The organism is Rubrivivax gelatinosus, from assembly GCF_004340905.1.
Classification (GTDB): Bacteria; Pseudomonadota; Gammaproteobacteria; order Burkholderiales; family Burkholderiaceae_C; genus Rubrivivax; species Rubrivivax gelatinosus.
The window spans coordinates 265,754-284,793 of the sequence record NZ_SLXD01000003.1 but is presented as its reverse complement, the minus strand read 5'-3'; the positions used below and the strand labels follow the sequence as shown (position 1 = coordinate 284,793).

Annotated in this window: 17 protein-coding genes; 7 read left to right on the top strand and 10 right to left on the bottom strand. The window is 71.5% G+C overall.

Annotated features, from left to right (window positions below; all coding sequences use genetic code 11):
- Positions 1–55: 55 nt before the first annotated feature.
- Together EV684_RS06845 and acuI are read right to left on the bottom strand one after the other, a co-directional pair.
- Positions 56–1,984 carry a propionate--CoA ligase gene (locus EV684_RS06845; protein ID WP_259375546.1) on the bottom strand — a complete coding sequence of 643 codons (1,929 nt, stop codon included), beginning with the start codon at positions 1,982–1,984 and terminating at the stop codon, positions 56–58.
- A 30-nt stretch (positions 1,985–2,014) separates the two neighbouring features.
- Positions 2,015–3,007 carry an acrylyl-CoA reductase (NADPH) gene (acuI, locus tag EV684_RS06840; RefSeq protein ID WP_132645508.1) on the bottom strand — a complete coding sequence of 331 codons (993 nt, stop codon included), beginning with the start codon at positions 3,005–3,007 and terminating at the stop codon, positions 2,015–2,017.
- A 130-nt stretch (positions 3,008–3,137) separates the two neighbouring features.
- On the opposite strand from acuI, the gene EV684_RS06835 reads away from it, so the two are divergent.
- From EV684_RS06835 to moeA, 4 genes are read left to right on the top strand one after another with little or no spacing between them, the layout of a single operon-like run.
- A complete protein-coding gene (locus EV684_RS06835; RefSeq protein WP_132645506.1) occupies positions 3,138–3,764 on the top strand; it encodes a C40 family peptidase in 627 nt (208 codons plus the stop codon).
- A 50-nt stretch (positions 3,765–3,814) separates the two neighbouring features.
- Positions 3,815–4,933, top strand: coding sequence for a GTP 3',8-cyclase MoaA (gene moaA / locus EV684_RS06830; RefSeq protein ID WP_132645504.1), 1,119 nt, complete (start codon positions 3,815–3,817; stop codon positions 4,931–4,933).
- Positions 4,933–5,511 carry a molybdenum cofactor guanylyltransferase MobA gene (mobA, locus tag EV684_RS06825; RefSeq protein ID WP_132645503.1) on the top strand — a complete coding sequence of 193 codons (579 nt, stop codon included), beginning with the start codon at positions 4,933–4,935 and terminating at the stop codon, positions 5,509–5,511. Before moaA ends, mobA begins: the two co-directional genes overlap by 1 nt.
- Complete coding sequence (moeA, locus tag EV684_RS06820) at positions 5,504–6,781, top strand: molybdopterin molybdotransferase MoeA (protein WP_132645501.1); 1,278 nt, start codon at positions 5,504–5,506, stop codon at positions 6,779–6,781. Before mobA ends, moeA begins: the two co-directional genes overlap by 8 nt.
- A 9-nt stretch (positions 6,782–6,790) precedes the next feature.
- Here the strand turns inward: moeA and EV684_RS06815 are convergent, their stop codons facing one another.
- The 4 genes from EV684_RS06815 to EV684_RS06800 form a co-directional block, all read right to left on the bottom strand.
- A complete protein-coding gene (locus EV684_RS06815) occupies positions 6,791–9,856 on the bottom strand; it encodes an efflux RND transporter permease subunit (RefSeq protein WP_132645499.1) in 3,066 nt (1,021 codons plus the stop codon).
- Positions 9,857–9,870: 14 nt separating this feature from the next.
- Positions 9,871–11,001: an efflux RND transporter periplasmic adaptor subunit gene (locus tag EV684_RS06810; RefSeq protein ID WP_207184279.1), complete on the bottom strand. Its 1,131-nt coding sequence runs from the start codon at positions 10,999–11,001 to the stop codon at positions 9,871–9,873.
- A 97-nt stretch (positions 11,002–11,098) separates the two neighbouring features.
- Complete coding sequence (rnhA, locus tag EV684_RS06805) at positions 11,099–11,536, bottom strand: ribonuclease HI (protein WP_132645497.1); 438 nt, start codon at positions 11,534–11,536, stop codon at positions 11,099–11,101.
- On the bottom strand, positions 11,537–12,367 hold the full coding sequence (locus EV684_RS06800) for a class I SAM-dependent methyltransferase (RefSeq protein WP_132645495.1): 831 nt from the start codon (positions 12,365–12,367) through the stop codon (positions 11,537–11,539).
- Here EV684_RS06800 and gloB point away from each other — a divergent pair, their 5' ends adjacent.
- From gloB to EV684_RS06785, 3 genes are all read left to right on the top strand, one after another.
- Positions 12,368–13,138, top strand: coding sequence for a hydroxyacylglutathione hydrolase (gene gloB, locus EV684_RS06795; protein ID WP_132645493.1), 771 nt, complete (start codon positions 12,368–12,370; stop codon positions 13,136–13,138). It begins immediately after the preceding gene.
- A complete protein-coding gene (locus tag EV684_RS06790) occupies positions 13,135–14,769 on the top strand; it encodes a transglycosylase SLT domain-containing protein (protein ID WP_132645491.1) in 1,635 nt (544 codons plus the stop codon). The genes gloB and EV684_RS06790 overlap by 4 nt, the downstream gene beginning before the upstream one ends.
- Positions 14,770–14,844: 75 nt before the next feature.
- Positions 14,845–15,852 carry a D-2-hydroxyacid dehydrogenase family protein gene (locus EV684_RS06785; RefSeq protein WP_132645489.1) on the top strand — a complete coding sequence of 336 codons (1,008 nt, stop codon included), beginning with the start codon at positions 14,845–14,847 and terminating at the stop codon, positions 15,850–15,852.
- A 264-nt stretch (positions 15,853–16,116) separates the two neighbouring features.
- Here the strand turns inward: EV684_RS06785 and upp are convergent, their stop codons facing one another.
- From upp to EV684_RS06765, 4 genes are all read right to left on the bottom strand, one after another.
- A complete protein-coding gene (gene upp / locus EV684_RS06780) occupies positions 16,117–16,743 on the bottom strand; it encodes a uracil phosphoribosyltransferase (RefSeq protein WP_132645488.1) in 627 nt (208 codons plus the stop codon).
- 78 nt (positions 16,744–16,821) lie between these two features.
- Complete coding sequence (gene rlmB / locus EV684_RS06775) at positions 16,822–17,610, bottom strand: 23S rRNA (guanosine(2251)-2'-O)-methyltransferase RlmB (protein WP_132645486.1); 789 nt, start codon at positions 17,608–17,610, stop codon at positions 16,822–16,824.
- A 25-nt stretch (positions 17,611–17,635) separates the two neighbouring features.
- Positions 17,636–18,370, bottom strand: a complete 735-nt coding sequence (locus EV684_RS06770) for a DUF1624 domain-containing protein (RefSeq protein ID WP_132645484.1) — start codon at positions 18,368–18,370, stop codon at positions 17,636–17,638.
- A complete protein-coding gene (locus tag EV684_RS06765; protein WP_132645482.1) occupies positions 18,367–18,993 on the bottom strand; it encodes an RES family NAD+ phosphorylase in 627 nt (208 codons plus the stop codon). The genes EV684_RS06770 and EV684_RS06765 overlap by 4 nt, the downstream gene beginning before the upstream one ends.
- Positions 18,994–19,040: the final 47 nt, after the last annotated feature.

Genomic DNA, 19,040 nt, shown 5'->3' with positions numbered 1-19,040 from the left:
CGCCGGCGGCACCGCTCCATCGCTCCGCGGGGCGCCCTCCGCGGAGGGCGCGCGCTCAGGCCGCGGGCGTGACGAGGTCGCGGATCTGCTGCAGCGCCGTCGGATCCTCGATCGTCGTCAGGTCGCCCGGGTCGCGGGCCTCGCAGACGGCCTGGATCGCGCGGCGCAGCAGCTTGCCCGAACGGGTCTTGGGCAGCGTGGCGACGAAGCGCACACGCGCCGGGCGCGCGACGGCGCCGAGCTGATCGTCGACGAGCTTCATCACCTGCCCCTCGAGCTTCAGCGCGTCGGCCTCGGTGGCGATGACCGACGGGTCCTTCAGCACCGCGAAGGCCATCGCGACCTGGCCCTTCAGGTGGTCCGCGACGCCGACGACGGCGACCTCGGCCACCATCGGATGGCTGGAGATGCTCTCTTCGATCTCGCGCGTGCCCAGGCGGTGGCCGGCGACATTGATGACGTCGTCGGTACGGCCGAGGATGAAGAAGTAGCCGTCCTCGTCGCGGATGCCCCAGTCGAAGGTGCTGTAGACCAGCTTGCTGGGCACACTGCTCCAGTAGGTGTTGACGAAACGCTTGTCGTCACGCCAGACGGTCTGCATGCAGCCCGGCGGCAGCGGGCCCTCGATCGCGACGACGCCCTTCTGGCCGGCGCCCTTGAGCTCCTCGCCGCTGTGTTCGTCGAGCAGCTTGACGTCGTAGCCGTAGACCGCCTTGCCCGGCGAGCCGAACTTGCTCTTCGCGGCCTCGACGCCGTTGCACAGGCTGAGGATCGGCCAGCCGGTTTCGGTCTGCCAGTAGTTGTCGATGATCGGCTTGCCCAGCGCGTCGGCGATCCAGGTCGCGGTCGGCTCGTCCAGCGGCTCGCCGGCGAGGAACAGCGCGCGCAGGCTGGACAGGTCGTGCTTCTTCAGCGCCGCCGGGTCCTGCTTCTTCAGCACGCGCACCGCGGTCGGCGCGCTGAACATCGAGGTGACCTTGTACTTCTCGACCAGGCTCCACCAGACGGCGGCGTCGGGGCGGATCGGCAGGCCCTCGTACATGATGGTCGCGCAGCCGCCGAGCAGCGGGCCGTAGATGATGTAGCTGTGGCCGACGACCCAGCCGATGTCGCTGGTCGAGAAGAAGGTCTCGCCCGGCTTGCAGAGGTAGATCTTCTCCATGCTGGCGGCCAGCGCCACGGCGTAGCCGCCGGTGTCGCGCTGCACGCCCTTGGGCTTGCCGGTGGTGCCGCTGGTGTAGAGCGTGTAGCTCGGGTGCGTGGCCTCCACCCACTCGCAGGGCACCTCGGTCTTGAAGTGGCACTCGCGCCAGCTGGCGTAGTCCTCGTCGCGGCCTTCGACGCGGTCGAAGGCGACGAGGCCGCGGTCGACCATCAGCACCTTCTGCGGCTTGTGGTTGGCGAGGCGGATGGCCTCGTCGAGCAGCGGCTTGTAAGGCACGACCTTGCCGCCGCGGCTGCCGGCGTCGGCGCTGACGATGACCGTCGGTTCGGCGTCGTCGATGCGCGTGGCCAGGCTGACGCTGGCGAAACCGCCGAAGACCACCGAGTGCAGCGCGCCGATGCGCGTGCAGGCGAGCATCGCGAACGCCGCCTCGGGGACCATCGGCATGTAGACCAGCACCCGGTCGCCCTTCTTCACGCCCAGGCTCTGCAGCGTCGCGGCCATGCGCTGCACCTCGGCGTGCAGTTCGCGGTAGCTGTAGATGCGCTCCTGGTTCGTCTCGGTGGAGACGTAGATCAGCGCGTTCTGGTCGGCACGCGTCGCGAGGTGGCGGTCGACGGCGTTGTGGCAGAGATTGGTCTCGCCACCGACGAACCACTTCGCGAACGGCGCCCGGCTGTAGTCGCAGACCTGCTCGAAAGGCTTGTGCCAGTCGATCAGCCTGGCCTGTTCGGCCCAGAACGCGTCGCGATCCTGCAGCGATCGACGATGAAACTCGGCGTAATCGGTCATCGTTGTCTCCTCGTTATGGGCGCGGATTAAGAGACCAGGCGCTGACGAGCCGCTGACTCAGGAGGCGATACGCACCACCACTCGCCCGGTCACCTTGCCTTCCATCAATTCGGCAGCCTTGGCGATCGCGAAATCCAGTGAAACCTCGCTCGCGATGCGCTCCAGCAGCGTCGCATCGAGGTCACGCGCCAGGCGCTGCCAGGCGGCTTCGCGGCGCGCCTTGGGCGCCATCACGCTGTCGATGCCGGCCAGCGTGACGCCGCGCAGGATGAACGGCGCGACGCTGGCCGGCAGGTCCAGGCCTTGCGCCAGGCCGCAGGCGGCGACGACGCCGCCATAGCGTGTCTGCGCCAGCACGTTGGCCAGCGTGTGGCTGCCGACGGCGTCGACGGCGGCGGCCCAGCGTTCCTTCTGCAGCGGCTTGCCGGGGGCGGTGAACGCGGCGCGGTCGAGCACCTCGGCGGCGCCGAGCGACTTCAGGTAGTCGGCCGCGTCGGGTTTGCCGCTGACCGCGACGACGCGGTGGCCCAGCCTGGCCAGCAGCGCGATCGCGACGCTGCCGACGCCGCCACTGGCGCCGGTGACCAGCACCTCGCCATCACCGGGCACGACGCCGTGCGCCTCCAATGCCAGCACGCACAGCATCGCCGTGTAGCCGGCGGTGCCGATGGCCATCGCCTGGCGCGGCGTGAAGGCCGCGGGCAGCTTGACCAGCCAGTCGCCCTTCAGGCGCGCACGTTCGGCCAGACAGCCCCAGTGCGTCTCGCCGACGCCCCAGCCGTTGAGCACGAAACGGTCGCCGGGCTTCCAGTCCGGGTGGGCGCTCTCCAGCACGGTGCCGGCGCCGTCGATGCCCGGCACCATCGGCCAGGCACGCACGACCGGCGCGCGGTTCGTGATCGCCAGTGCGTCCTTGTAGTTCAGCGTCGAGTACTCGGGCTGCACCAGCACGTCGGCGCCGTCGGCACCCGGCAGGCTCGATTCGTCGATCTCCGCGAGGCGCGCGCCGAAGCCGCCCTCGCCCTTCTCCAACAGCAATCCACGGAACATGCGTTCCCTCCAAGACAGTGCGCCGGCCTGCGCGTCGACAACTTCGAAACGTGCATCCGGCACGGCCGAGCATAGTGCCCCTGCAGCCAACGTTGACACTGCTGGGGTTGGCCCCTATGCTCGCCCGCCGATGCCTTTCCGTCCCCGCCTTCTCCGCCTCTGTGTCGCCGGCTTCGCCGCCGCCGCAGTCTTCGGCGCCTCGGCGGCCCCGGAAACGCCGCCCACCCCCTCCCAGAACAGCGATGCCGTAATGCAGCTGCTGCTGCAAAAGGGCCTGGTGCCGTCGGCAACGGCCGTGTCGGACACCACCCAGGGCCTCGTCCAGCAGGTGCGCGACACCGCGTCCGACCTGGTGATGTCGGCGATGAACTTCCTCGGCGTGCCCTACCGCCGCGGCGGCAACAGCGCCGAGGAAGGTTTCGACTGCAGCGGCTTCACGCGTCACGTCTTCGAACGCAGCCTGGGCCTGGTGCTGCCGCGCCGCGCCGACCAGCAGGCCAAGGACGGCGCGCTGACCAAGGTCTCGCGCGACGAGCTCAAACCCGGCGACCTGGTGTTCTTCAACACGATGCGGCGCGCCTTCTCGCACGTCGGCATCTACATCGGCGACGGCAAGTTCATCCACGCGCCGCGCACCGGCAGCGAAGTCCGCATCGAGGACATGCGCCAGTCCTACTGGATGAAGCGCTTCAACGGCGCACGCCGCGCCGACCTCGACGACGCGGCCCGGGCCGAGACCGTCCAGCCCCGGAACTGACCGGGAGACCCCGACGCGCTTGCCGGACGTCAACCCGGCACAATCGCGGGATGGGCGAAAGCGTCATTCCTCTGGCCGATCTGCGCGTGGCCGCGGCACCGCTGGTGGTGCCTGCCGACCCGGCAGCGCCGAGCGGACACCTTGTCGACCGGCTCGAGCGCCCGCTGCGTGACCTGCGCATCTCGGTCACCGACCGCTGCAACTTCCGCTGCGGCTACTGCATGCCGCGCGAAGTCTTCGACACGCGCTACCGCTTCCTGCCCCACGAGGCGCTGCTGAGCTTCGAGGAGATCACGCGCGTGGCCTCGGTCTTCCTGGCCCACGGCGTGCGCAAGATCCGCCTGACCGGTGGCGAGCCGCTGCTGCGCAAGCAGCTGCCGACGCTGGTCGAACAGCTCGCGACGCTGCGCACCGTCGACGGCACGCCGCCCGAGCTGACGCTGACGACCAACGGCAGCCTGCTGGCGCGGCTGGCCCGCCCGCTGCGCGAGGCCGGGCTGACGCGCGTGACGGTGAGCCTGGACGCCTTGGACGACGCGGTCTTCCGGCGCATGAACGACGTCGACTTTCCGGTCGCCGACGTGCTGCGTGGTGTCGACGCGGCGCTCGAAGCGGGCCTCGCGCCGGTCAAGCTGAACATGGTCGTGCGCCGAGGCGTGAACGACCACGAGATCCTGCCGCTGGCGCGCCACGTGCGCGACACCTGGGGCCCGGCGGTGCGACTGCGTTTCATCGAGTACATGGATGTCGGCACGAGCAACGGCTGGCGCCTGGACGAGGTGCTGCCGTCGGAACGGGTGCGCGAGCGCCTGGACGCCGCCTTCGGCCTGGAGCCGCTGCTGCCGGCCTCGCCCGACGAGACCGCCGAACGCTGGCGCTGGCGTGACGGGCGCGGCGAGATCGGCCTGATCTCCAGCGTCACCAAGGCCTTCTGCGGCGACTGCAGCCGCGCCCGGCTGTCGACCGAAGGCAAGCTCTTCACCTGTCTGTTCGCCTCGCGCGGGCACGACCTGCGCACGCTGCTGCGCGGCGGCGCGAGCGACCTGCAGATCGCCGGCGCGATCGGGCTGGTCTGGGCGGCACGCGCCGACCGCTACTCCGAGCAGCGCGGCGAACACACCGCCGCGCCAGGCGAGCGCCGCATCGAGATGCACTACATCGGCGGCTGATGGCAGCCACGGAGATCTCGCGCGACGAGGTCACGGGCCTCGTGCTCGCCGGCGGGCTGGGCCGGCGCATGGGCGGCGCCGACAAAGGCCTGCTCGCCTGGAACGGCCGGCCGCTGGCCTGGCACGCGCTCGAACGGTTGGCGCCGCAGGTCGGCGCGCTGGCCGTCAGCGCCAACCGCCATCTCGACACCTACGCGGGCTTCGGCGTGCCGGTGCTGGCCGACACGCTGCCCGGCTCGCTCGGGCCGCTGGCCGGGCTGCTGGCCGGCTTGCGCCACACGCGCACGCGCTGGCTGGCCGTCGTGCCCTGCGACGCACCGTTTTTCCCGGCCGACCTCGTCGCACGCCTGGCGGCCGGCCTTGGCGGCGCGCCGATCGGCTACGCTCGGGCGGCGCGCACCCATCCGGTGTTCTGCCTCGTCGACACGGCGCTGGCCGAGACGCTGCAAGCCGCGCTCTCCGGCGGCGAACGCCGCGTCGAGCACTGGCTGCGCACGATGGGCGGTGTCGCCGTCGACTTCGACGACGAGGCCGCGTTCGCCAACTTCAACACCCCGGAGACGCTCAACGATGGCTGAGGCCATGACGCCGATCGCGGCGATCGCCCAGGACCTGGCGAGCCACGGCGAAGCCGACCTGCCGCTGGCCGCGGCGCAGGACGCGCTTGCCCGCCTGGCGCAGCCGGTCGCCGGCACCGAGATCCTGCCGCTGAAGGAGGCGCTGGGCCGCGTGCTGGCCGTCGACCTCGTTTCGCCGCTGGACGTGCCGGCGCAGGACAACTCGGCGATGGACGGTTATTCGTTCGCCGGCGCCGCGCTGGCCGCCGGCGGCGCGACGGAGCTGCCGGTCGCGGGCAAGGCGCTGGCCGGCCACGGCTTCGACGGCCCAGCGCCGGCCGACGCCTGCATCCGCATCATGACCGGCGCGCCGCTGCCGGCCGGCCACGACAGCGTCGTGCCGCAGGAACTGGTGACGCTGGCCGACGGCCGCGTGACGATCCCCGCCGGCGCCGTGCGCGCCGGCCAGCACTGCCGCCGCCGCGGCGAGGACCTGCGCCAGGGCGGCGTCGCCGTATCCGCCGGCCGCCGGCTGCGCGCGTCGGACCTGGGCCTCGCCGCTTCGCTGGGCCAGGCGACGCTCGCCGTGCGCCGCCGGCCGCGCATCGCCTTCTTCAGCACCGGCGACGAACTCACCACGCCCGGCGAGCCCTTGCCGCCCGGCGGCATCTACGACAGCAACCACACGACGCTGGGCGCGCTGCTCGCAGGCCTGGGCGTCGAAGGCGTCGACCTGGGGCATGTGCGCGACGACCGGCAGGCCCTCGCCGACGCGTTGCGCGCCGGCGCCGAGTGCGACGCGATCGTCAGCACCGGCGGCGTCAGCGTCGGCGACGCCGACCACACGCGTGCCGTGCTGGCCGGCGCCGGCGAGGTGCTGTTCTGGCGCCTGGCCTTGCGCCCCGGGCGGCCGATGGCGATCGGCCGGCTGCACGGCGGCACGCTGTTCTTCGGCCTGCCCGGCAACCCGGTGGCGGCGATGGTGTGTTTCCAGGTGCTGGTACGCGACGCGCTGCTGCGCCTGGCCGGCGCAACGCCGCGCCCGCTGCCGACCGTCGTCGCCCGCGCCACGGTGGCGCTGAAGAAACGCCCGGGCCGCAGCGAGTTCCAGCGCGGTGTGCTCTCACGCGGCGCCGACGGCGACTGGGAAGTCACGCCGACCGGCGACCAGGGCTCGGGCATGCTCAGCAGCATGAGCCGCGCCGACGGCCTGATCGTGCTCGCGCACGAGCGTGGGCCGGTGGCCGCCGGCGAGCGGGTCGAGGTCCTGCCCTTCGACTCGCTGGGCTGAAGGCGGCGCTCAGGCGGCCGGCGCCGCCTCGGCCTCGGTGATCTCGCCGGGCACGCGTTCGCGCGCCAGCAGCGTGTAGACCGTCGGCACGACGAAGATCGTCAGCAGCGTGCCCAGCGACATGCCGCCGACGATGACCCAGCCGATCTGATGCCGGCTCTCGGCGCCGGCGCCGCTGGCCAGCGCCAGCGGCAGCGCACCCAGCACCATAGCGCCGGTGGTCATCAGGATCGGCCGCAGGCGCAGGCTGGCGGCCTCGACGACCGCCTCGTGCATCGCCTTGCCCTGGCGGCGCAGCTGGTTGGAGAACTCGACGATCAGGATGCCGTGTTTGGAGATCAGCCCGACCAGCGTCACCAGCCCGATCTGCGAATAGACGTTCAGCGTGCCGCCCGAGAGCTTGAGCGCGAGCAGCGCACCGACCATCGACAGCGGCACCGACAGCAGGATCACGAAGGGGTCGATGAAGCTCTCGAACTGCGCCGCCAGCACGAGGAAGATGAACAGCAGCGCGAGCACGAAAACGAGCCCCAGCGCGCCCGAGGACGCACGGAACTCGCGGCTCACGCCGTTGAGTTCGGTCGCGTAGCCGGCCGGCAGCGTGCGTGCCGCCGCCTCGTCCATGAAGGCCAGCGCCTCGCCGAGCGAGTAGCCCGGGGCCAGCGAGGCGGTGATGCTGACCGAACGCCGCTGGTTGAAGTGGTTCAGCTCGCGCGGGCTGACCGACTCGCGCAAGCTCACCAGCGAGGACAGCGGCACCATCGCGCCGCCGGCGCTGCGCACGAAGAGCTTCTCGATGTCCTGCGGCGTCGCGCGGCCGCTGGTGCCGGTCTGCAGGATGACGTCGTACTGCTCGGCGTCGCGTTTGTAGCGCGTGACGTTGCGGCTGCCGAGCATGGTCTCGACGGTGCGCGCGACGGCGTCGACCGAGACCCCCATGTCGGCGGCACGCTGGCGGTCGACGTCGAGGTAGATCTCGGGCTTGTTCAGCTCCAGGTCGCTGTCGACCTGCACGAGGTTGGGGTTCTGTGCCATCTCGGCCATCAGCGCGCGTGTCGCCTTGGCCATGTTGTCGTAGGAGTCGCTGCTGACGACGACGAAGTTCAGCGGCCGCTCGCGAAAGCCCTGGCCCAGGCTGGGCGGGGTGATCGGGAAGACGTTGACGCCGGGCAGCTGGCGCACCTCGGGCAGCAGGGCCTGCGCCAGTTGCTGGGTCGTGCGATCGCGTTCGCTCCAGTCGGTGGTGCGCATCACCGCGGTGCCGCTGGAGACCTGGCCGCCGCCGACGAACATGAACCGCCGGTCGAACTCGGGGTAGGTGGCGGCGATCGCGTCGAGCTCGTCGAGGTAGCGCGCGGTGTACTCCAGCGTTGAGCCGTCGGGCGCACGCACCGGCATGATGATCACGCCGCGGTCCTCGATCGGCGCGAGCTCGCTCTTGGCGGTCATGAACAGCGCGGCACTGGCGGCCGCGCAGGCCAGCATCACCACGACGACGGCCCAGCGCAGGTTCAGCGCCGCCGCAAGCGCGTGGCCGTAGGCGGCCGACAGGCGCTCCAGGCCGCGCTCCATCCAGCGGTCAAAGCGTGTCGGATTCGTCTCGTGGCGCAGCAGCTTGCTGCACAGCATCGGCGTCAGCGTCAGGGCGACGAAGCCCGAGACCAGCACCGCGCCGGCCAGCGTCAGCGCGAACTCGCCGAACAGCCGCCCGGTGCGCCCCGGCGTGAAGGCCAGCGGCGCGAACACCGCGGCCAGCGTCAGCGTCATCGCGACGACCGCGAAGCTGATCTCTCGCACGCCCTTCAAGGCCGCCTGGAACGGCGTCAGCCCCTCCTCGATGTGGCGGAAGATGTTCTCCAGCACGACGATCGCGTCATCGACGACGAGGCCGATCGCCAGCACCAGCGCCAGCAGCGTCAGGGTGTTGATCGAGAAGCCGGCCACGGCGATCAGCGCGAAGCTGCCGATCAGGCTGACGGGGATCGTCACCAGCGGGATGAAGGACGCACGCAGCGTGCGCAGGAAGACGAAGACGACCAGCGCGACCAGCACCACCGCCTCGGCGATGGTGTGGAACACGGCCTTGATGGAGCGGTCGATGAAGACCGAGTTGTCGTTGGCCAGCGTCGCGGTGACGCCGGGCGGCAGCTCGCGCTGCAGTTCGGGCAGCAGCGCGCGCACGCCGGCGGACACGTCCAGCGGGTTGGCGGTGGCGTTGCGGATCACGCCGGTGCTGATCGAGGGCACGCCGTTCAGGCGCACGCGCGAACGTTCGCTGGCCGCGCCCTCCTCGATGCGCGCGACGTCGCGCAGCCGTACCGTGTAGCCGGCGACGGTCTTCAGCGCCACCTGCTCGAACTGGGCCGCGGTGTTGAGATCGGTGCGCGCGGTGACGTTGAACTCACGCTGGCGGCTCTCGATGCGGCCGGCCGGCACCTCCAGGTTCTGCGCCCGCAGCGCGTCCTCGACGTCCTGCACCGTCAGCCGGTACGCGGCCAGGCGGTCGGGGTCGAGCCAGACGCGCATCGAGTAGGCGCGGTCGCCGCCGATCTGCACGTCGGCGACGCCGGGCACGGTCTGCAGCCGCGGCTTGATGACGCGCGTGATCACCTCGGTGAGCTGCAGCGGGTCGACGCCTTCGCCGGTGTAGGCGATCCAGACGGTGGGCGTGGCGTCGGCCTCGACCTTGGCGATGACCGGCTCGTCGACCGCATCCGGCAGCCGCCCGCGCACACGCGAGACGCGGTCGCGCACCTCGGCGGCGGCGGTGTCCGGGTCCTTCTCGAGCTTGAAGCGCACCGTGATCTGGCTGCGTTCGGTGCGCGAGATCGAGGTCATGATGTCGACGCCGTCGATGCCGGCGATCGAGTCCTCGAGCGGCTTGGTCACCTGGCTCTCGATGACCTCGGAGGCCGCGCCGACCAGCGTCGTCGACACCGTGACCACCGGCTCGTCGATCTTCGGGTACTCGCGCACCGTCAGCTCGCGGTACGAGACCAGGCCGATCAGCAGCAGCAGCAGCGACATCACCGTCGCCAGCACCGGGCGGCGGATCGAGGTTTCGGACAGGCGCACGGCGCGGCCCTCCGTCAGGCCGCGGCCGAAGCCGCCGCCGCCGGTGCGGCGCCGCCGGAACGCAGCTCGACGACACGCACCGCCGGCCGCTCGCCATGCAGCCGGCCATGGCCCGCAGTGACGACCGCATCACCTTCGACCACGCCGCCGAGAAGCTCGACGACGCCGGGCCGGCGCATGCCGATGCGCGCCTCGATCCGTTCGGCGCGCGCGCCGCCGTCGGCCTGCACGACCTTCCAGACGTACTGGCGACCGCCTTCGGGCACCAGCGCTTCCTCGGGCACGACGATCGCGTCCTCGCGCACCGCGAAGACGACGCGCGGCCGCGCGAACATGCCGGGCTTCAGGCGCGCGGCGGCGTCGGCGACGCGGGCACGCACCAGCACCGCGCGGCCTTCGGCCTCGACCTGGGTGTCCAGCGCCTCGATGCGGCCGACGAAGGACTGGCCGGGTAGCGCGTCCAGCTCCAGCGCCACCGCCTGGCCGGCGGCCAGGCGCGGCAGGTAACGTTCGGGCAGCGTGAAGTCCACCGACAGCGAGGACAGGTCGTCCAGCGTGACGATGTCGGCGCCGGCCTGCACGAAGCCGCCCAGGTCGACGCGGCGGATGCCGGCCGTGCCGTCGAAGGGCGCGACCAGCCGCATGCGCTGCGCCTCGGCACGCGCCAGCGCCACCTGGGCCTCGGCGACGTCCAGCGTCGCGGCGTTCTGGTCGACCGCGCTCTCGCTGATGAAGCCCTGGGCCAGCAGCTCGCGGCTGCGCGCGAGGTTGGTGCGCGCGATCTGCGCCTGGGCCTGCGCCTGGCGCAACTGGGCCTGCTGCAGCGTGTCGTCGAGCTGCACCAGCAGCTGGCCGCGGCGCACACGCTCGCCGTTGCGAAAGCCGAAGGCGGAGATGCGGCCGGCCACCTCGGGCCGGAGCACGACGGTCTGCGCGGCGCGCAGCGACCCCACGGCCTGCGCCTCGTCGGCCAGGCGCATGCGGCGCACGCGGCCGATCTCGACGGCGGCGACGTCCGTCGTCGCGGCCGCGCCCGCCGGCGCCGCGGCGGCCGCCGGCGCGGGCCCGCGCTGCTGCCACCACCAGGCAAGACCTCCGGCCAGCGCGATGCCCAGCACCGCCACGATCGTGTGAACCCGCTTCAAGACCCCTGCACTCCGTCGAAAGGCGAACCGCCGAATGTAGCGTTTCGTTGCGACAGCCGGTTACGGAGGGCGCTCACGCCCGCAGGGATCGGGACATTCAGCGCCGCGCCGTCTCGCAGCCGCGGTTGGCCAGCGCATCGGCACGTTCGTTGCCCGGGTCGCCGGCGTGGCCCTTCACCCAGTGCCAGGACGTGTCGTGCGAGGAGGCCAGCGCCTCCAGCTGCTGCCAGAGCTCGGCGTTCTTCACCGGCTTCTTGTCGGCGGTGCGCCAGCCACGCTGCTTCCAGCCGTGGATCCAGCTCGTGATGCCGTTGCGCACGTACTCGCTGTCGGTGTAGATCGCGACCTTGCAGCGCCGCTTCAGGCTGGCGAGCGCCTGGATCACCGCCATCAGCTCCATGCGGTTGTTGGTCGTCAGCGGCTCGCCGCCCCAGAGTTCCTTCTCGTGTTCGCCGCTGCGCAGCCAGGCGCCCCAGCCGCCCGGCCCCGGGTTGCCCTTGCAGGCACCGTCGGTGTAGATCACCACTTCGTTCATTCAGATGTCCGCTTCCACCGGCTCACGGTTCGCGACCGCGGCCGTCGCCGCCTTGACGCGGCGGCGTTCGTTCTTCAACAGGCCGACCAGGCGCATGCCACGCACGCGTTTGACGGCCACCAGGAAATAGGCCGCGCCCAGCACCGGCCACCAGCGGTCGCCCACCGGGTCCATCCAGTCGAAACGCTGGAGCCAGCGCTCGGACGACAGCGGCGGGCGGTAGCAGCCGAAGCGCCCGCTCTCGATGTGAAAACCCAGCAGCCGCAGCCAGTCGCGCAGCCGCCAGTAGCCGATGAACTCGCCGGCCCGCGGCAGATAGGTGGGCCTGCCGCGGCCCAGGCCGATGCCGCGACGCGCGTTGCCGGCGCGCTGGCGCAGCGCCCACAGGCTCGCCGGATTGAGCCCGGAGATCACGACGCGGCCCTCGGGCACGAGGATGCGCTCGACCTCGCGCAGCAGCTGATGCGGGTCGGCGGCCAGCTCCAGCGCGTGCGGCAGCACGACCAGGTCGACGCTGTGCTGGGGGAACGGCAGCGCGTCGAACTCGCAGTACAGCGACACCGGCGCCGGGCGCGTGGTGATCAGCACGTCACGCGGCGGTGGCAGTTCGATGCTCTCGGGTGGCACCAGCGAGCCGCAGGCGACCCAGCGGTGCGGCATGCGGTTGGCACGCAGGCCCTGGATCTCGGGCATGCCCAGTTGCAACGCGTGAAAACCGAAAGCATCGGTCACCGCGTGATCCAGGCGGTCCTGCTCCCACTCCAGCAGATAGCGGCCGGCCGGGGATCGGAGCCAGACCCCCAACTCTATAATCGACTGGTCGCGCGTCATATGAATCTGGTCGCCATCCCCGCCCTTGCCGACAACGTCATCTGGATGCTGCACGACGGCCGCGACGCCGCGGTGGTCGATCCGGGGGACGCGACGCCGGTGGCCGCCGAACTCGACGCCCGCGGCTTGCGCCTCGGCGCGATTCTAGTGACGCACCACCACGGGGACCATGTCGGCGGCATTGCCGCCCTTCGGTCCCGGCTGCAGGGCCCCGTGTGGGGGCCCGCCCGGGAGCCCATCCCCACCCCCTTCGTGCCCGTGGCGGACGGCGACCGCATCGAGCTGTTCGGCCACGCTTTCGAGGTGATCGACGTGCCGGGCCATACGGCCGGCCACGTCGCCTTCTTCGAGCGCGACGCCGGGCGCGAACCGCTGCTGTTCTGCGGCGACACGCTGTTCTCGGCCGGCTGCGGCCGCCTGTTCGAGGGCACGCCGGCGCAGATGGCCGCCTCGCTGGCCCGGCTGGCCGCACTGCCCGAGGACACCCGCGTGTGCTGCGCACACGAGTACACGCTCTCCAACCTGGCCTTCGCCGCGGCGGTAGAACCCGGCAACGAGACGATCGCGGCCTACACTGCGCTGTGTCAGGCCCGTCGCGCGGCGGGCCGGCTCACACTGCCCGCGGTGCTGGCCACCGAGCGCGAAATCAATCCGTTCCTGCGTTGCCGCGTGGCCGCCGTCGTGGCGGCCGCGCAGGCGCAGGGCGCCGCCTCCCCGCAAGAAGTCGACGTTTTCGCCGCCCTGCGAGACTGGAAGAACCGATACCGATGACTCCCCCGACGCCTTCGCCGAGGCGCTTCGGCGCCCTGGCAGCCGCCACGCTGGCGGCTTTTCTGGCCGGCTGCGCCGGCACGCCGATCTCACCGGCTGCCGGCGGCGAGCCGACGGCGGCGATCTCCGCCAAGCCGGACTCGGCGCCTGCCGCCGGCCCGCGCCCTGCCGACGGCCCGACACCCGGTGCACTGATCCTCTCCCGCGACGGCGCCTCGCGGCCCGAGCTGGTGCCGGCCCCGCCGCTGGAAGCCGAGCCCGCGACCGCCGCCGACGCGACGCGCGCCGATGTCGCCGCGGCCGCCGACGTCGACCTCTGGGCCCGCGTGCGCACCGGCTTCTCGATGGCCGAGCTCGACGACGACTACGTGCACAAGTGGGAACAGTGGTATGCCACCCGGCCCGAGTACGTGGCGCGCATGACCGAGCGTGGTGGCCGCTACCTGTTCCACGTCATCGAGGAGGTCGAGCGCCGCGGCCTGCCGACCGAGCTCGCGCTGCTGCCTTTCATCGAGAGCGCCTTCAATCCGCAGGCGCTGTCCAGTGCACGTGCGGCGGGCATGTGGCAGTTCATGCCGATGACCGGGCGCGACTTCGAACTCAAGCAGAACCTGTTTCGCGACGACCGCCGCGACGTGCTGGCGTCCACGCGTGCCGCGCTCGACTACCTGCAGCGCCTGTACAGCCAGTTCGGCGACTGGCACCTGGCGCTGGCGGCCTACAACTGGGGCCAGGGCAACGTGCAGCGGGCGATCGCGCGCAACATGAAGGCCGGGCTGCCGACCGACTACGCCTCGCTGCGCATGCCGGCCGAGACACGCAACTACGTGCCCAAGCTGCAGGCGGTCAAGAACCTGATCTCGCAGCCCGAGGCCTTCTCGATCTCGCTGCCGGCGCTGGAGAACCACCCGTTCTTCCTCAGCGTGCCGATCGACCGCGACATCGACGTCGCGCTCGCCGCGCGCCTGGCGGGCCTGAGCCTGGAGGAGTTCCAGGCGCTGAACCCGCAGATGAACAAGCCGGTGATCCTGGCCGCGGCCACGCCGCGTGTGCTGCTGCCCTACGACAACGCCAACGAGTTCGTGCAGCGGCTGAAGGAGCACCGCGGCCCGCTGGCGTCGTGGACGGCCTGGGTGGCGCCGCGCACGCTCAAGCCTGCCGAGGCCGCGCGTCAGGTGGGCATGCCCGAGGCGCAGCTGCGCGAGATCAACCGCATCCCGCCGCGCATGCTGGTCAAGGTCGGCTCGACGCTGCTGGTGCTGCGTGCCGCGCATGCCACCCGCGACGTCGACGAACACGTCGCCGAGAACGCGATGATGGTGCTCGCACCCGAGGCCCGGCCGATGCGCAGGCTGACGCTCAAGGCCGGCCGCGGCGACACCGTCGCGACGATCGCCAGGCGCTACAAGGTCAGCGCCTCGCAGGTGGCCCAATGGAACGGCGTCGGCACGCGGGCGAGCTTCAAGCCCGGGCAGAAGATCGTCGTGATGGTCGCCTCGGGCCCGGCGCGCAGCGCCAGGCCGGCGGCGTCCAAGCGGCCGGTGGCCAAGGCCGCCAAGGGCAAGGCCACGGCGACCAAGGCGCCTGCGCCCAAGGCCAAGGCCAAGGTCTCGACGAAGAAGCTGCGCTGAGCGGGCGGCGCCCGGCATCCCCCGGCCGGGCACGGCCTTGGGCGCCGCGCGCCGCGACAATGCGGCCATACGCCCATGAACATCATCATCCTCGACGACTACCAGGACGCGGTCCGCAAGCTCCGCTGCGCGACCCGGCTCGAGCCGCTGAACGCGAAGGTGTTCACCAACACGGTCAAGGGCATCGGCCAGCTCTCGGTGCGGCTGCGCGACGCCGACGTGCTGGTGCTGATCCGCGAGCGCACGCACTTCCCGCGCGCGCTGCTGGAGAAGCTGCCGCGGCTCAAGCTGATCGCCCAGACCGGGCGCGTGGGCCCGCACATCGACGTCGCCGCCTGCACGCGGCTGGGCATCGCCGTGGCCGAGGGCGTGGGCTCGCCGGTGGCGCCGGCCGAGCTGACCTGGGCGCTGATCATGGCCTCGATGCGCCGGCTGCCGCAGTACATCGGCAACCTCAAGCACGGCGCGTGGCAGCAGTCGGGGCTGAAGTCGGCGTCGATGCCGCCGAACTTCGGCATCGGCATGGTGCTGCACGGCAAGACGCTGGGCATCTGGGGCTACGGCCGCATCGGCCGCATGGTCGCCGGCTACGGCCGCGCCTTCGGCATGAACGTCATGGTCTGGGGCAGCGAGGAGTCGCGCGCCCACGCCGGGGCCGACGGCCACCAGTCCGCGCCGAGCCGTGACGCCTTCTTCGAGCAGTGCGACGTGATCAGCATGCACCTGCGCCTGGGCGAGACGACACGCGGCATGGTCAAGCTCGACGACCTGGCACGCATGAAGCCGACGGCGCTGTTCGTCAACACCTCGCGCGCCGAGATCGTCGAGGAGAACGCGCTCGTGTCGGCCCTGAACAAGGGCCGCCCCGGCATGGCCGCCGTCGACGTCTTCGAGAGCGAACCCATCCTCCAGGGCCACCCGCTGCTGCGCCTGGAGAACGCCGTGTGCACCCCGCACATCGGCTACGTCGAGCAGGACAGCTACGAAACCTACTTCGGCGCCGCGTTCGACAACGTCATCAACTTCGTCAACAACAACCCGACGAACATCGTCAACCCGGACGCCCTGAAGGTGCTCCGGTAAGCCAGACAACGTGACGCCTTCGTCCCCGCGGGGACAGACCGCCGCAGGCGGTCAGGGGAAGCGCACAGCAAGCCCGCCTTCCCCTCGGGGACAGACCGCCGCAGGCGGTCAGGAGAAGCGCACAGCAAGCCCGCCTTCCCCTCGGGGACAGACCGCCGAAGGCGGTCAGGGGGAGCGGCAGTGTTAACGCGCCTGACCGGATCCGGGTCTCCCGGTCCGGTCAGGTTGCCCCCTCGGGGGGCGGCCGCCAGGCGGCCGGGGCTCCTACTTCGTGCCAAAGATCTTGTCGCCCGCGTCGCCCAGGCCGGGGATGATGTAACCGTTCTCGTCGAGGTGGCTGTCGATGGCCGCCGTCCAGCAGCGCACGTCCGGATGCGCGGCGTTCAGCGCCTTGATGCCCTCGGGTGCCGCCACCAGCACCAGCGCGCGGATGTCGTTGCAGCCGCGGCGCTTGAGCAGGTCGATCGTCGCGATCATCGAGCCGGCCGTGGCCAGCATCGGGTCGACGATCAGCGCGGTGCGCTCGTCCAGATGGCCGACGAAACGCTCGAAGTAGTGCTCGGGCTGCAGCGTCTCGTGGTTGCGCGACAGGCCGACGACGCTGACCTTGGCGTTGGGCACCATGTCGAGCACGCCATCGAGCATGCCGATGCCGGCGCGCAGGATCGGCACCACGGTGACCTTGCGGCCCGCGATCTGCTCGATCGTCGCCGGGCCGCTCCAGCAGTCGATCTGGATCGGCTCCAGCGGGAAGTCGGCCGTCGCCTCGTAGGCCAGCAGGCGCGCGATCTCGTTGGTCAGCTCGCGGAACTTCTTCGTCGAGATGTCTTTCTCGCGCAGCAGGCCGACCTTGTGGCGCACCAGCGGGTGGCGGACTTCGATGACAGGCATGTTGAAACTCGGAATTCGGTGATCCCGCCAGTGTAGCCAGTGGCCACCGGCGCGGCCTTGCGGCAGATCGGCGCCGCCTCAGCGCGAGCGCTGGCGCAGTGCCTCGTACAGGCAGATGCCGGCGGCGACCGAGACGTTCAGGCTCTCGACCGCACCCTGCATCGGGATGCGCACCAGCTCGTCGCAGGTCTTGCGCGTGAGCTGGCGCATGCCGTGGCCCTCGGCGCCGAGCACCAGCGCCACCGGGCCGCTCAGGTCGACGTCGTAGATCGTCTTCGTCGCGTCGTCCGAGGTGCCGATGACGCGGATGTCGCGCTCCTTCATCTCGCCCAGCGAACGCGCGAGGTTGGTCACCATCAGGTAGGGCACGGTCTCGGCGGCGCCGCTGGCGACCTTGGCCACCGTCGCGTTCAGGCCGACCGCGTGGTCCTTGGGCGCGACGAGGGCGCAGGCGCCGGCGCCGTCGGCCACGCGCAGGCAGGCGCCGAGGTTGTGCGGGTCGGTGACGCCGTCGAGCACCAGCACCAGCGGCGCGCCGGCGGCGGCGTCGAGCGCGTCGTCCAGCGAATGCGTGGGCGCCAGCGGCGTCACGCGCGCCACCACACCCTGGTGGCGGCCGCTGCCGGCGAGTTGGGTCAGGCGATCGCCGTCGCTGTCGACCAGCTTCGCGCCGGCGGCCTCGGCCCGCTCGACGAACTGGCGCATGCGCGCGTCGCGGCGCGTCGCGTCGACGTGGATCTCCTTGACCGACTGCGGCGCGGTCTTCAGCCGCACCGTCACGGCATGGAAGCCGAACAGGACCTTGTTGCTCACGGGGTTCACCTGGAATTGCGCCCGCCGCAGGGGCGGCGGGACGAAGGCGCGCATCGTAGCCGCCCGGACGGCGCACCGATCAGCGCCCGATCAGCCCCAGCGACAGCAGCGCCGTCAGCGTGCCGATGAACACCGGCTGGTGGACCATGTAGAACGACAGCGACCAGCGCCCCAGCAGCGCCAGCGGCGCCAGGGCGCGCGGCAGCACGCCGGTCAGCCAGCCGCGCCGCCTTTCCAGCGCCCACTGCCCGGCCGCCAGCCCCCAGAGCATCACGCCCAGCCAGGGCAGCAGCGGCACGTAGTCCTCGGTGACCGGCTTGTGCGTCACCAGGCCGACCCAGTTCGCCCAGCGTGTGTCGAAGAACGGGTGCTGCCAGACGAAGGGCAGCACGACGGCCACCGCGCCCAGCGGCCACAGCCAGCGCCCCAGCGGCGCGGCCAGGCGCGAGACGATCAGCATCAGCGCGATGCCGTGCAGCACGCCGAAGCTGATCCAGCTGTGCGGGAACATCGTCGCCGAGCCGGCGCTGACCAGCAGCGCGCAGCCCGCCACCTGCGCCCAGCGGCGCCAGAAACGCGGCCAGCCCTGGCCGGCGTCGAGTGCCGCGGCCTGGCCGAGCCCGGCGCAGAACAGGAACAGGCTGACGATGGCCGTGCGTTGCAGCGTCCAGGACGGATCGCCGTAGAAGTCCTGGCGCGCATCCAGCAGCCGGAAGTGGTTCAGGTCGAACACGAAGTGGTAGGCCGCCATCCAGACGATGGCCAGGCCGCGCAGCGCGTCCAGGCGGTCGAAGCGTTCAGCCCCCCGGCTCATGCTGTTTTCTCGTAAACGTCGGCGAAGCCCTGCCCGTCCCAGGCGTAGAGCAGGTGCGCGGCGTGCAGGCAGGGCCCGGCGCCACGCGGGCGGAACAGGCCGACGCATTCGCCGCCGGCATGGCGCACGCTGCGGTAGACGACGCCGTGCGAACCGGCGGCGCGCAGCGTGGCGGCCAGCGCACGCGAGGCGCTGTAGTCGCCCGGCGCATAGACCGCGTCGTCGACCGCGCCGGGCAGGCGCAGGTCGTGCAGCCGGGCGTCGATCGGCACGTGGTACAGCCGCATCGGCAGGTGCATCGCCGGCTGGCGCGTCGCGGCGAGGAAACGCGCGTGGTGGTAGCGCGTCTCGGCGATCGCGGTGGCGCGGTCGTGCGCGGCGTAGAACACGCCCTGGCGGCCGTCGGAGAAACGGCTGCCTTGTGGGTTCACGTGGGTGAACGCGGCCATCACCGGCCCGCTGCCGGGCCCGAAGACACGCTCGGCACGCGGCACGCGCTCGACGTGACCCAGCTCCTCGCGCAGGCGTTCGTTGGTCAGCGCCTCCAGGGCGTACAGCGCGTCGAAGTCCTCGGCGTCGGCGACACGGTCGAACAGCGTCACCGACGGGTAGCGTGTCGGCACGATGCGGCAGGCCTGCGTCCAGCGGACGCGGCGGACGTCGGGCGTGT

Bases quoted from the DNA above. Each gene is read 5' to 3' on its own strand.
- EV684_RS06770 (WP_132645484.1), bottom strand. From the start codon at position 18,370: ATGAGCCGGGGGGCTGAACGCTTCGACCGCCTGGACGCGCTGCGCGGC.
- rlmB (WP_132645486.1), bottom strand. From the start codon at position 17,610: ATGCGCGCCTTCGTCCCGCCGCCCCTGCGGCGGGCGCAATTCCAGGTG.
- mobA (WP_132645503.1), top strand. From the start codon at position 4,933: ATGGCAGCCACGGAGATCTCGCGCGACGAGGTCACGGGCCTCGTGCTC.
- acuI (WP_132645508.1), bottom strand. From the start codon at position 3,007: ATGTTCCGTGGATTGCTGTTGGAGAAGGGCGAGGGCGGCTTCGGCGCG.
- EV684_RS06785 (WP_132645489.1), top strand. From the start codon at position 14,845: ATGAACATCATCATCCTCGACGACTACCAGGACGCGGTCCGCAAGCTC.
- EV684_RS06800 (WP_132645495.1), bottom strand. From the start codon at position 12,367: ATGACGCGCGACCAGTCGATTATAGAGTTGGGGGTCTGGCTCCGATCC.
- EV684_RS06790 (WP_132645491.1), top strand. From the start codon at position 13,135: ATGACTCCCCCGACGCCTTCGCCGAGGCGCTTCGGCGCCCTGGCAGCC.
- moeA (WP_132645501.1), top strand. From the start codon at position 5,504: ATGGCTGAGGCCATGACGCCGATCGCGGCGATCGCCCAGGACCTGGCG.
- EV684_RS06835 (WP_132645506.1), top strand. From the start codon at position 3,138: ATGCCTTTCCGTCCCCGCCTTCTCCGCCTCTGTGTCGCCGGCTTCGCC.
- upp (WP_132645488.1), bottom strand. From the start codon at position 16,743: ATGCCTGTCATCGAAGTCCGCCACCCGCTGGTGCGCCACAAGGTCGGC.
- moaA (WP_132645504.1), top strand. From the start codon at position 3,815: ATGGGCGAAAGCGTCATTCCTCTGGCCGATCTGCGCGTGGCCGCGGCA.
- rnhA (WP_132645497.1), bottom strand. From the start codon at position 11,536: ATGAACGAAGTGGTGATCTACACCGACGGTGCCTGCAAGGGCAACCCG.
- gloB (WP_132645493.1), top strand. From the start codon at position 12,368: ATGAATCTGGTCGCCATCCCCGCCCTTGCCGACAACGTCATCTGGATG.